Annotated in this window: 8 protein-coding genes; 1 reads left to right on the forward strand and 7 read right to left on the reverse strand. The window is 46.1% G+C overall.

Going from position 1 to position 14,048, the window contains the following annotated elements; translation table 11 throughout:
• Positions 1-294 carry a cytochrome aa3 quinol oxidase subunit IV gene (qoxD, locus tag CA598_RS03755; RefSeq protein WP_179281646.1) on the forward strand — a complete coding sequence of 98 codons (294 nt, stop codon included), beginning with the start codon at positions 1-3 and terminating at the stop codon, positions 292-294.
• Between the two features lie 75 nt (positions 295-369).
• On the opposite strand, the gene CA598_RS03760 is transcribed toward qoxD, so the two are convergent.
• The 7 genes from CA598_RS03760 to CA598_RS03790 all read right to left on the reverse strand — a co-directional run bounded on the left by CA598_RS03760 (position 370) and on the right by CA598_RS03790 (position 14,048).
• Entirely contained in the window at positions 370-2,076 is a 1,707-nt protein-coding gene (locus CA598_RS03760; RefSeq protein ID WP_179281645.1) for a methyl-accepting chemotaxis protein, read from the reverse strand.
• 209 nt (positions 2,077-2,285) lie between these two features.
• Entirely contained in the window at positions 2,286-4,865 is a 2,580-nt protein-coding gene (locus CA598_RS03765) for a DUF4430 domain-containing protein (RefSeq protein ID WP_094875449.1), read from the reverse strand.
• 208 nt (positions 4,866-5,073) lie between these two features.
• Positions 5,074-8,034, reverse strand: a complete 2,961-nt coding sequence (locus CA598_RS03770; protein WP_094875450.1) for a GAP1-N2 domain-containing protein — start codon at positions 8,032-8,034, stop codon at positions 5,074-5,076.
• Positions 8,031-9,293, reverse strand: coding sequence for a TRAFAC clade GTPase domain-containing protein (locus CA598_RS03775; protein ID WP_094875451.1), 1,263 nt, complete (start codon positions 9,291-9,293; stop codon positions 8,031-8,033). The genes CA598_RS03770 and CA598_RS03775 overlap by 4 nt, the downstream gene beginning before the upstream one ends.
• Before the next feature lie 84 nt (positions 9,294-9,377).
• Positions 9,378-10,019 carry a beta-mannanase gene (locus tag CA598_RS03780; RefSeq protein ID WP_094871508.1) on the reverse strand — a complete coding sequence of 214 codons (642 nt, stop codon included), beginning with the start codon at positions 10,017-10,019 and terminating at the stop codon, positions 9,378-9,380.
• A gap of 22 nt (positions 10,020-10,041) precedes the next feature.
• Positions 10,042-11,316, reverse strand: coding sequence for a vWA domain-containing protein (locus tag CA598_RS03785; protein ID WP_256989881.1), 1,275 nt, complete (start codon positions 11,314-11,316; stop codon positions 10,042-10,044).
• Positions 11,317-11,645: 329 nt separating this feature from the next.
• The gene (locus CA598_RS03790; RefSeq protein ID WP_094875453.1) at positions 11,646-14,048 is read right to left on the reverse strand and encodes a transcription initiation factor TFIID; all 2,403 of its coding nucleotides are present in this window, start codon (positions 14,046-14,048) and stop codon (positions 11,646-11,648) included.

A 14,048-nucleotide genomic window follows, 5' to 3' on the forward strand; every position in this document is an offset into this window, starting at 1 on the left:
ATGATGAAGCAACTGTTTCCAATTCGCCATGTGATGGGTTTCTTAGCCTCTCTTGTCCTTTCTGTGGCTGCACTTGCTGTAATCTACCTTGATCTATCTAATAGTGCGAACATGGCTATCCTGCTTATTACAGCGCTCATTCAGGCTTCCCTGCAGCTCTTCCTGTTCATGCATATTGGGGAATCAGCTGATACCAAGAAAGAACTCTACATCAATATCGCCTATGCCTTATTCGTTGGCTTAGTTACGATCTTTGGTACGCTCTTCATCTTCGTATGGGGCTGGTATGCTTAACTCCATTCAATAACACACAAAAGGACGTCTCCAAAGCCTAAATGGCTCTGGGACGTCCTTTTTTTTCATTTCGCGTTATAATCTAAATTGCGCTAAAGTCTTCTGCAGATCTTCCGCCAGCACCGCTAAATACTGAGCTGATGCGGACATTTCCTCCATAGCAGACAGTTGCTGCTGACTAGCTGCGCTGGTGTCCTGAACACCCACTGCCCCTTTATTGGATATAGCATTGACCTGCACCATTGCTGCCGCCACACCTTGTGACTCTAAGGAGACATGCGCAACCGCCTCTCTAATCTCTTCCGTCTGCAGCGTAGCTTCTTTAATAGAACTTTGAATCTCATGAAACGCTTGAGATACGAGCTGACTTTGAGCAACGCCGATAGAGACTAGCTCAGAGCCGAAAGCCATTGATTCTACTGCTCTTTCAGTTTGCTTTTGAATATGCGTAATAATATCTGTTACTTTCAGTGAACTGTTTCTCGTCGCTTCTGCAAGACCCCGAATTTCTCCAGCAACTACAGCAAAGCCGCGTCCATGTTCTCCAGCTCTCGCTGCTTCGATAGAAGCATTAAGCGCCAGCAGGTTCGTCTGTGTTGCAATTCCGTTAATCGTAGTAATAATTGTATTTATATCCTGAGACAGATGCCCGAGGTTACTAATAATCTCTTGGCTCTGAGTTACGCCGGAGTCGATTTCCTTCATCTGTTCAATGATGTTATCTACAGCGATTACCCCACGATCTGTTGAACCAGAAGCGACTCCCATAAGGTCGGACATTTCAAAACTGCTACTTTCTACGGCCGAAATATTATTGGTCATAGCTTGTATAGACTGAGAGGTACGATCAATGCTTTCCGTCTGTTCATCAAACCCCGCTGCAATCTCTCCTGAAGATTCGGCGATCATTTGCGAAGCCAGCGAGGTCTGCTCCGCACTAGCGCTCATCTCTTGCGATGAGGCTGATAACAATTCTGCACTCTCCGCAATGCCTTGCATCATCTTCCGTAAGCTCTCCAGCATATTGTTAAATGAGCTATTAATTTGGCCGATTTCATCCTTAGCGGTATACGTTGCCGTGACGGTTAAATCTCCATTTTCCGCCCGCTTCATTAAACTTTGCAGTTCCTTAAGAGGTTTCGTAATCAGTCGAATGATTGCAACGCTAAGCACGATACAAATGATCCAAGAGAACGTTATCAACACTATACTTTTAGTCTTCATGCTCTTAGCGGTAGCCGTAGACTCTGAATTATGATCTCCAGCTCCCTTTAGCAGCGAATCGCTTATTCCTTTAAGCATATTGATCATTTTCTCACGAGAATTACTAAACTCACCTGTGAATACTTGAAAGGCCTCTTGACTACCTTTGCTATCCGCAATCTGAATAATACTGTCTCTTTGTGCACGATAGTCTGTTAAGGAGGACTCATATTCCTTTATTTTACTCACTACCGTACTATCTTTGTACTGGACGGTCTTCAACTTGTTCAAAAGATTATTATTTTCCTGCACTTTCTCCGTAATGCTCTCTTTCAGTTGTTTGTTCTTATTTACATCAACGCTAATCAAGCGCTCCAAGAGAAAAGCTTCAATTGCCCGATTGTTTGTACGCATTTGTCCCACGTAAGAAACAGGCAACAAGTTTTCATTATACGTCTCTGTTGTTTTTTTGGCCATTTTGTCCAAAGTGATAAAGCCAGTTACCCCCACAATGTTCAACATAACTACAGAAAATACCAATAGAATCCCAATTTTAAATTTCACTTTCATATTCTTCATCTGCATTCCGCCTTCTCATGATCTTACTAACTATCTATTTTTATCGGTAAGAAAGGCGAATAGTGTGATGATTTTTAAATAAAATCATGAATAAAATGTCGAAAAAAAGTTTCTCTTGTCAAATAATGCAACGAATGAAAAGAAAAACGGACACTCGATCCGCTAATACTCCGAATCGTAGTGTCCGTCTAACGAATAATCAATCGTACTTATTCACCCAATGAATAGTACCAATATAATATATCACCGTTCTCTAAAATGTAGCTGTCCGCACTGATACTTGGATCAGCATCTCTATTCGTCTTATACTTCCATCCACTGCTAGGTCCGCCATCAAATTCGGACAAACCATTTATAGATTTCACGTATTTACTTCCAGCGTTTCCGGATGATACTACCTTATCGCCCAATTGACTAATCAATAAGCTATAAGCTGTTTCACCTTCTTTAAGCGATACTGTTGTACTGTTCAGAATCGTACCCTTCTTGTTATCCCCAACGACTGAAATGGTAGCCGTAGCTTTAACAGGAGCAATAACATCTGAAGGAATGTTTAGGGACTGAGTATAACGCGCCACACTAGGCACACTATCCTTAACATATCCGGTAACAATGATCGTATAGGTATTCGCTGGTAGACCTTGGTCAAATACAGCTACCCCCTTAGCATTTGTGATCGCCTTCTGATCACCGATCAAGACCTGCACACCAGCGGCTGGAGAAGTCACTGGATCAGAAGTAAAGGTATCCTTATTCCACACCCATTGTTTCTGAGAAACTGTTACTGTGAAAGCTTCACCCGGCTTCGGCTGTACAGAGGATACAACCGCAGTATCAACAACCTGTGTGGTTTCTCCGGCATAATATACAAGAACACGGTCCGATTCCTGTAATTCAAAAGCATCCATACCCACACTTGGATAGATCCATTCGCCGTTACGCCATACTACGAAGCTCCACCAGCCATCATAAAGGCCTTGAGTAACTCCATGAATGCCCGATACAAAATTACCATACGACGATTTCGTGATATCTACTTTAAAATCATTGGATAACCCCAATTGCTGCAAAGCTTCAAGCGCATTGGAAGTCTTTAAAGTCCCCTCACCGATCAATCCTTGCGGACCCTCCACGGAAAGTGAAGCCGTTACATTCTTAGGAATTACCTTTAGATCTTGCGTATATTTAGCTATCGATGGTGCTTTTCCTTCACGATAGCCTGTTACTGTCAGCTTGTAATCACCTGCCGGAACATTCCCTGAGAATAACGCCTCGCCTTTAGCATTCGTTGTTACGATGCGATTTCCAATTTGGACCTGAACGGCAGAAGCTTTGGCAGTTACCGGGGAGGACGTATTCGTTACAGCGTCCCATTTCCATGTCTTACTAGTCACTAATACAGTAAAAGAATCGCCCTCTTTAGGGCTTGGTTTAGACACCGTTACCGAATCTACAAGTTTAGTATCATCTCCAGCATAATAAACCAGCACCTGATCTGAATCTTTAAGCGCAAAATCACTCATTCCAACATCAGGGTTGATCCATTGAGAGTTACGGGATACGGCATACATCCATCCGTCATAGCCGCCGTAGCTTCCAGCGGAGATGTTTCCAATTCCAGTGACATATGCACCAGAAGGATTCGTGATCGGCAAGTTCGTCTGAAGAGCCAACTTCTCTAGTGCACCAAGCACGTTACTGGCATATCCATATCCCTGTACTAAAGTACTCTTAGGACCCTCTACAGTAACAGGTGCATAGATTAAGGCATTCTGAACGGATGACTTAGAAAAATCGTATAATTTACTGTTACTGCCTTTATAGAGTAGATTGTAAGCTACAAGCGCCTGAAGGCCCTGCTCTGTAGCTAGAATATTACTGCTTCCGTCACGGCTATGCGCGAAGCTTCCGTCAGCTAGACGGTAGCTCAGCAGGTTACCCATCAGATTCACTTTATTCTTGGTATATTCTAATCCACTTGGATCTACACCGAAGGATGTGAGACCTAAAATAGCTTGTGCAGCGCTCTCAGCACTATCTCCGTAACCTCCATGACTATCCTGAGCATTAGATAGCCAAGATACGGCTTGTAGCCCTGCTCTGTAAGCTTCTGGATTACGCTTATGCGCCGCTAGAGCGGTTAAAGCTATCGCTGTCATATCTGGCTCACTCGCGCCTGTCGTTAAGGCAAAGCCACCATCTTGATTTTGCTTGGAGAGAATTTCAGCAATGAGCTTATCCGCAGTCCATTTCGCGTTATATGGAATATTATATTTACCAGAGTCCAGTGCGAGCAAAGCATATACTGGATTATTAAGTGTCTGTCCACTGATTTTGTCATGATTATAGATCTTCTCTATTAAGTTATAGCCAGGTGTTGTTCCGCTTCCAGCAAAGTTGGTAGGATCAGCACCAATTGCTCTTACTGCGAGTACAATTCTCGCATAATCCGTTACGTTCGCGAAATTGCCCTCTGCATCCTTCACCTTTTTCTCAAGGGATAGGCTATAACTCGCAGGCAGTTTGTATCCCGCTTGAGCCAGTCCAATCGCTTGCCAATCCGACTGCACGCCACCCTTTAAAATAAACTCTGCAGCTGTATAGGTCGCATCCGCAACGTTAATTCGCTCCGCCTGAGCAGCTGCATCGTTAGATTCATCTAGTCCGGTGCTAACACCTGCCTCTGCAAAGATGGTTCCTGCCGGAGCAAGGGATGTTCCTAAAATTGAAATGACCATGAATATGGCCAGTCCAAGTACGAAAAACTTGGAGGTGACTACTTTCTTCATTGTTCAACCTCTTTCTATAAAGGAATGGATACTACATAAAATAAGAGCGCACAACATAAAGACCGCCCCTATAAAGGGCGGTATAACCTTATTTTCATAATCATATCTATTAATACATAGCATGTCTATAGAAAAGCTTTGTTTGAGTAACAAAAAAAGAACAGCAGAACCAAACCTTTCGGCATCGTTCTGCTGATCAGAAATTCCTTTATTCAGCTGTTCCTTCCGGACTTGCTGTTGGCGAAGGTTCAGCACTTGGGTTAACACCCAGTGCATCCTTTGGAGCGGGATCTACAATCAATGTAAATCTTCCCGCCTTGATCATACTTTTCTCTACGATGGTCGCTCCCGGTTCTAAGGTAACCTCCACCTGATAGGATGGCTGTACCCCTTCTGTGACAGCTGTCGCGGATGACCCAACTGTGTTATTATCCGCATCGGCTCCCGGGGTAGGAGACGGCGAGGCATCGGCTCCTGCGTTAGTAGCGTCCGCATCTTCAGCCGGTTCAACAGCAGTGCCTGTGGCATCCGCTGACGGAACTGGACACGTTCCATTGCTAGCAGCGACCTTAAAGGTCTTATCCACCACATTGGATGAAGTCATCAGACTAATCTCCGTCGGATTAAATTGCACACAATCATCTGCTTTAGCAAACGTGAACACCAATATGCTGCTTCCCTTATCTCCTTCGACACTCTGCTCCTTCAAGTATACTGAAGCCGGAGGCAGTTCATTGCCTGCACTCTGAACGGCTGTCGGCTCAGGGCTTGTCCCCGGTAGAGCCGTCTTTGGATCTTCCGGACGCAGCATACTGAATACAATAATTGCGACAATCACCAGAATGCCCGTGATGGAACCGGAAATTAGGAGTCGAAATCGACTGCGGCTGATCCAGCGCGCCAGCGGGGAAGCAAGCTGAGCGCGAGCTTCATTGTACACATTTTGAAGAGCAGGCCGTGCTGTAGCGACATAGCTTTTACGGAACTCACGATTCTTGAAGGCTTCGCGGTCACTGCTCTGGAAATACTTCAGAATCGCCCGGCGATAACCCGGATAAAGCTTTTTATTCGATATCGTAAATAAAGAATTTCCTTGAGACCATGCAAAGAATCGATAGATAACATCCTTATCGGTACCGGCTTTATGCTTTACTAATTCCAGGAGTGCGTCATAATCCAGCGGACCACCCTCCCGCTGACTAGTGTAGTAGAAAGCTAGAGGCAGACGTTCAAAAGGCTCTAGCACTCTAGCTTCCTTCAGTAAACGGCGACCGAGCAGCTGTACATCGTCCAATTCCTTTGGAGATAAGCCTGCAAAAATCTCTTCATTCGGCTTCTCTTCACCAAACCAGCGATACGCAGCGCGGAGTGCATTTTCTTTCTGCTTGCTAATTCTATCTAGTGGCGGCTGCCACTCCACAACATTTCCATAACGTAAGAAAACAACCTCAAGTAACTCTTCCTGCGTCATTTCAGTAAGGGATAGGCGGTTCAACAAGAATCTATCAGCAGACGCGGCAAGCTCCAGCATAAGCGAAAGTACTTTAGGAGATACGCCTGTCCCTCTACGTCGATCTTTCTCTGCTTTATCTACAGTGCCATGAATTTCCGCCACCGCAGCAACCGGATCAGTCTCCAGTTGTAGCTTTTCTAGCAAGTAATCCCTTACTGCATCCTGAGCAAAAGGCTGCTCTAACGCAGCTGGTAGAAAACGGCCCCAATGGAGTACAAAATTCAGAATATCCACAGATTTAGATGCAGCAACTAGTCTTGATTCCATATAAGGCTCTAATAGCTGCTTACGGAAATACGATTCTGACATTACCCGTTGGAAAAAAGCAACACTCAGCTCATCATTACTCTCAATGATACCGTAAGCTTCATTAAGAATATCTTTGCGTCCCGCTTCCACGCTATGAAGCATTCCATTAATGAAATAATCAACGATTCTGGCTTTGTAATTATGATCCTTGAGAATAAAATAATCCTTAAAGCACTCCATAATTGCAGGATCCGGGACATTCCTTTGCCGGACTAAATCAAATTCTCTGTCGAACCGCTCCAAGAAAATATCATTCAGTCGGATTCTGGAATGAATCGCACCCTCAGCTTTAAGATAAGAGAGCAAACCACTCAGCACCGCGCTCTTATTCTCTGTATATAAGTGCTCATTCCCCTGCTCAATCTCATAAAATACGGCTAACTCATTATAGAGAGCGAGCGATAGTTTATGCTCAGGACTTTCTCCACGCAGGATCTGATCGGCAAAACTTACGAAATCGTCGAGATCCCCCGGATTCAGAAGTAACAGCTTCCAAACCAGATCAGCATACGGCTGACGGGACTCGCCAAAATCTACATTTCCCATCCGGCCTGTAACCAAATCGAAGGTGAAGTCCTTCTCGATGCTGCGATCACCGGGACGGAGCGAACCTTTTTCCACAAAACTAAGATGAATATATTTACGGCTTTGCGGTTCATTAGCATAAGTAATGATGCCTAATCTGCGGCGGAATTCATATGGCAGCACGCTATATAAAATTTCTGTAAGCTCCACCGCACGTGCAGACAGCTCCGTGATAGGTACATTTAGAGCGATATAGATTTTTTTCTTACCTGCCACAGAGAGCATCACCGCTTGCAGCAATGCCTTAAATATCCCTTCATCAATCCCTAACAAGCGTAATCCCGCTATAGGATCAGGGCGACGATCTGTACGTATAACTGGAATAGCTGACAGCTCCGGCAAGGTGCCGCCCAGCTCTCCTTCATAGCTTTTTGCGAAATCCGCATGCAGAAAGTCTCCGTAGCTCTGAACAATCTCCTCTGAACGTGAGGCCGGAACTACAAAGTTATGTGCAAAAAAGGCGCTCCGCTGGCCCGTAAAATCCGTCGCTTGATAATGACTTTTTCCAATAACCGTGTCGCCATTTTCCGCATGGAACAAATGCAGCGCACTAGGATATGCAGATTCATCCTTCTCTCCACGTGCGGTAAGCTCTGCTGGTGCATCGTAGAGGCAGAAGGGATGTAATGTTTTTTTGATAAAATTATTGTCCAGGCTGTCCGATTTCGCTACTGTATCAAAACCTTCAGTGGAACGAAACAATCCGCGTCGTTCGCGGGTATACATTTGTTGGGCGATCTTAGACCCTGAGAAAACATTCACGGGCCGTCGCTCCCCTCAATATACTTCAGCTTATGCAGCAGCCAAATAAACGGCTCGTCTACGCGAATCGGGCTTACTACACCCTCAATCTTCTGATTCACAGGATTACTGCCCAACGCAGAAACCGCAAAATAGCCCGTATTCGAGAAGTACACATCCATCGTATCTTTAAAAGGTCTGTCCACCTTACCAATAAATCTGCGAATTTCTCCGTCGATGTTATGGAATTCATCCATATTCAATGTTTTGCGATGGACATAGTTATTGAACACATTACTGTTGGACTTGATGTAATCACCATCCTCATCCTTTAGCGAATGCAGCATATCACTTTTCGCAAGAACGACTGCTGTTGGAATGTCAGTTTTGCTCTTTTCCTGATAAGCGATAAAATCACCGAACATCGTCAGCACAACATCACGCGGCTCGTCATATTGCGAGACCCATTCGCCCGGACGATCACCGATGTTAATATGAATCTTCTCACGGATTGAACGGATTTGCAGCGGATCGACCATAAACAGAATACCGGCAGAGTTCTTAATATGCTGACCGTGTAGTCCGAGATAATCCTGATCCACCATGCCCTCACCCGCTACATCAAAGAACACAAGTGTCAGCGGCGGCTTTTCTTCATCCTTAAAAACAAATTGAAAGATAAACGGCTCCTGCATTTTCTCCTTCTGTGTGGAAGCTAGCAGATCCCCGCGTTCAAACAGCGGTTCTTCATAGAGCGTACGGAACTTACGGCTAATCTCCGCGTTGAGCGGCATACAAGCGGCATCGAAATGACCAGCTGTCGTATGCTGCAAGGTATGAATCAGCGCGGTCATGTATACCGACTTCCCGACTTGGGAAGCTCCGATAATCGAGATAATGTTACTCGGAACCTTACCTGCAGTCACAGGCAGCTCGTTATGACAGGTTGGACATAGCCGTCTGCGTGTGAGCACGCCATAACGATCCGTAAGCCCTGTTAACACATGATCGGTATAATGATGGTATTCTTCCGGAATATCCGCCGGATTAATGATTGCTTCTATGTCATCCACCGTATCAAGCCCAAAGCGCTCACGGTATTTATTCAAGGCATCATCTTCGCCCAGCGCGTAATTCTCATCGTCCTCTCGGCTATGCATAGCCCGGAAGACTACATCCTCCGGAGAGAACTTAGTGAAGCAATACGGACACACAATATCATAAAAAAGCGGCCTTGGCTCCGGCTGATTCTTTTTCATAAAACGGCTAAAAAAAGACATCTACTCATCCTCCCAAAAGTTGTATCTGCGTATCTTGCTATGGACAGGCAATGTCCAACTCTCGCTTGAACGCATAGACTGGTTTTACTCCGGCACCAAATCGTAATAAAGCCCATACTTAGGACCGTCGGTGAAAAAGATGCGTACAAAATCATCCTTACCGATCTCAATCGGCGGGAGTACATTGCGTCCAGGGGCGAAATCCTGTACAAAGGGAAAGAGAATACCATCCTCTTTCCCTGCCGGATGTCCTCCCCGTTTCTTAACATAACAGAGGACATCTCGAGCCACTGGAACTTCTGCCGTAATCGCCATATGTACGGTCTTTTGTTTGCCGAATAATCCTCTTTTTTGTTGAATGGAATAATAGATTCTGGCTTTGCCTGCACTGACCACCATACGGTTCGCACCATCACTTTGCCTCACCAGCAGCGTCTCTCCGTTATCAGCAAGGCGAGCGTATATGGTATAGGAGATTAGGCCGATCTCATCCAATCGATCACGATATCCATTATTTGATTTGTATTCCTCACGAGTATAGAGCTTCATTCCGGCCGGAGGAATATCCCCGGTGCCAATAGAAGCCTCTTCTGCGGAGGTCTTATGGATGTACACCGCCTGCACACCGTCCGGCCAGCGCCATCTCAGCGTACAGAACCGGTCATCCACTTGAGAGGTCACATCCGTTATAACCAGAGCGGAAGTATTATCCTCGGCGTACCTCATTACTGTAAGCCCCCTTCAACTACTAGAATCCTTTGCTGTTCCGATTTCTCCGTCGATCAGGAAAGCTTTCTGACGGTGGAGTAGGCGCTGCATTGTTTCTTCTATTACGGTAAATACGTCCTTCTCCTACCGGAATGACGCCTGTAAATAACGAGATGATTGCAGCCAATATAAGAACAGCTAGAAGGCGAATAAGTCCGTCCGTGAAATGATGTCCGCTAAGTCCAAATTCCAGAATAAGCCCTGCGAACAACCCTGAAATTACGCCGCCAATCCCGAAGCTTTTTGCTAGATGACGGTTATCAAACATAATACCAAGACCGAGTCCAAGTGCAGCACCGATTAGCATCAGCGACAAAATACGAACTGCAGCATAGTATGGACTATCTGCTGTAGCATCACTGCGCACCGTAAGCAATGTTCGATCTCCCAACCGATCATAGATTTGCTGGAATACATCACCCAAAAGAGCCGTATCTGTCACATCATAATAGTGACCGCCCGTTAGTTTCGCAATATCCTGCAGCAACTGGGTACCGGCAGGATCCTGCATCCCCAGGCCAATGGTATTTACGGCAATGCCACGATCTATATAGGTCTGTAATTCTCGTGAGGTGTCGAAATTACTGACTCCGTCCGACAGCAAAATGACCATAGCCCCTTGATTTTTTCTGCCGTCACTGTCTATCTCCTTAAGTGCTTCCGAGATCGCACCACTAATGTTCGTGCCGCCCTCAGTTGGCTTCAGATTATCAATGGACGTTAGCACCTTCTCACGATTCTGCGAATTCGAGAGTGGTGTTAACGGCTGGACGACTACTGCTTCGTGGTTAAAGGTCACCACCGCTACCTGATTATCATTGTCCATTCTCGCAATTAACGCCTTAGCGGCTGAATAACGGCTGTTATCAGGATCACTCTGCGCCATACTGCCAGAGTCATCAATAGCCATTACAACATTCTTAACCGGTTTAGCACCGCCAAAATTCAGTTCATAAACGAATTCTGTTAATGCTCCAACTCCAAGTGCAAGGACAATCATCAGTGGCAGGAGCTTCCAGGAAAGTCCTAGGTAGCGCTGCTTCCATGAGGCTCCGTTCAGCCGTGGCGAGATCATTTCTGCTAGCAGGCAGCCGATGCCGATACCGAGTGCTACTATGGCAAAATAAATGCCTACGAGTAAGATGGAAGGCAGATCGTTGTACCAGCTTAGCAGCCACTCGCCAAAAAGAAAGGCGACCCCGCCGCCGATCAGACTGAAGAAGAGCAGGAGCAGATTGATTTTTCTCTGCATCATTATACTTCCTTTCCGGGAGAAACCTGAATTGTACTCTTATGGTCTTAACATTGTTCGGGGGTTATGTAGCCCAAATTAACGGGCTGCCCGGATGTGTAATTATCCCCCAGATTGCACTTTGTGCAATAGAATGGAATAAAAGAAACATCTATTTCTATTCTATTGCATAATGTGCATTGGAAATAAGGAGAAATGTCCCTCTTCCAGAAATCCGCTTAAATCTAATGTATCAAATACAACAGAACCCTAGTTTAGGGTTATTTCCGTTGATTCTATTGCACAAAGTGCAATAAAGAGGCTCAAAGTGAGGGTACCCGCCTATTACGCCATCAGCGCATCTCGGGAAGCTGTTCTTCACTCACCCCATGAAGCTGATAGCCATTCTGAGCATAGGTTTCATAATAAACCTTCCCATTACGGTAATAGAGCAAGTCCTCTAAATGGAAACCACCCATCAGATTTAATTTTTCCACTCCGCTCCTGCGCTGTTCATGCACGAAGCCTAAGCGATAAATGCGAGTCGTCTCATCCACACCAAATGCATAGCGCAGGAATTCAGATGCGCTGTCTCCGAAGAAATATTTTTCCTCATGACGATGCTCTTGCGTGTATTCGAACAGACGAACATTGATCGTCGCGCTATCCTCCAGGTTATGGTACAGACGCTTGAACAGCTCTTCCTTGGATAGAACCTGACGGTTCTCATAAGCAGCCGCAACATTTGCACGTCGCAAAAGCTCTTCTTCGAAAGATAGAGCAAACGGATCTGCCGTTAATATTTCCCGCTGACAAATGGCAATCAAACGCTCCGTTACCGCTACTTTGCCTTGCTCTAACAGCTTAGAAATGCTACCCATGTACTTGTCACTAAAGAATATCCCTGGCCCACGCCGGGTCTCGATCTCTTTCATTACTTCTTCTGTGACAACTCGGTAGTATTCCATCACGTTCTGGCCAGTGGTTTCATTCGTTCGCCCAATGCTGTCCATCACAGTAATACGCAGGTCTTCTTGGAGCGTCTCCATAGCTTTCACACGAGCCACACATTCCACGTGAAGCTGCTCAAGCGCAGATTCCAAACGACTGCATAGCGCAAGCTCACTTTCCATACATAATAGCTCATATTTTTTGCCATATACCGCAGAGAATAAGTAAAGAATGAAGTTGCGTACCGTTCGTTTGTCAAAAAGCGGCACACGCTGGAACGGTTGGCGCTCCACACTTTCCGCATAAAGATCCTCAAGCTCATCCTGCGCGGAGACAAGTGCTGAACGCAATCCAGTCATATGCTGACGCAAAGCATGCAGCACACTGCCACCCTCATCGCGATCAGCTGTCCACTCCGCAAGCTGATAGAATGTTACTGCTGGTGTAGCTGTTTCCTGTGCCGCCAATAGGGTGCGCCATCCACGAAGTGGATGAATACCTTCTACTCTCCGGTTAGACTCTGCCACAAAATTATTACGGAAATAAGCTTCGCCCCCATCACCGAACAGCTGCTGTTCAGCTTCACGAAGTGACAGCTGCTTCAGCTCATTGTAGGACGGACGTCCATGGCTCATTAGCCCTGTCATTTCACTAAGGCCGTCTTTCTCCGGGACTAACTGCGCCCTATGCTCCCGTAAACGATCAGGATCCAGCCCTAATAGAGATTGACGCTCGCGCATAGTCCATGGACTACCCTCACGCATATCCGCTGCAAGACGCCGGAAGGCGTGATACAGCACGGCCAAGGCAATTTGGACATTAGGCCTTCTTACGCCAGAAAAGCCTGCAGAGGCGTAGCCTTGTCTTCCTGTGCTGCCTCTAATCCCGCTTTTGAAGGTCATATTGTTATACCCGCCGTGTCCGGTTGCCTGATCAGAAGTCGGGCGAACACGATTCTTGAGTAAACTGATATGGGAAATAATCTCGTAGTTATCATCCATGCCGTGAGCAGACATCATTCCGCGCTCATTCTTATCAGAGAGCAGGTACACAAGGTCAAATAATGCAGAAGGACCATGGCCAACTGGAATTGACAGTCCGTCTTCGGTTACAAGCAGCGGCGCATTAAAGGTATAGTCCGTAGCTTGCATTCTGTCCAATTCACGCAGAAAAGCCAGCCCTACCGAGCTGGAATATCCAAAATTATCCCCTTGCTCCCGCTCATTAATTAGAGCGTAGAGATCCGTCTGTACCGACTTAAAAGACTGACTGAGTATTGCACGAGCCAGCAGTGTAATTTCTGGCAACAACACATTAAGCGGGTCATCGACCCGCGTAATGATAGAGAGATGAATCACGTCAAATGATGAATATAGACGTCCATAATCCGCTATACTGTTGCTCAGCCGCCGGATAACTTTATTCATTTCAGCAAGATAACGTGTATCCTCATGAAACTTGCGGTAAAGCTCATGACGCACCGTGCGCGGATCTGACCCTGCCATATCCGGCAAGGCCATGGCCAGTACCCGGTCTTTTCCTCCTGCATCAGCGCCCCTCTTACTTCTGTCTGTGTCCTCACTCTTCGTGCCTGACACAGCATGTAATGCCATAACACCGCCGGCGTTATCCCATTTCCGTTCGCAGCTATCCAGCACCGGACCGATGGCCGGAGCAACCTTGTCGCCTACGAACAGAAACAGGGCTGGGTAATGGATGCTGCTGCGTCCATCCCCTTTACTGCGCTGTGCCTCTTCCTGTACCGCATATTGTTCACCATAGGATATTGCCAGTGTTTTGATCAT

The sequence above is a fragment of the Paenibacillus sp. VTT E-133291 genome (assembly GCF_002264395.1).
Lineage (GTDB): Bacteria > Bacillota > Bacilli > Paenibacillales > Paenibacillaceae > Paenibacillus_AQ > Paenibacillus_AQ nitricinens.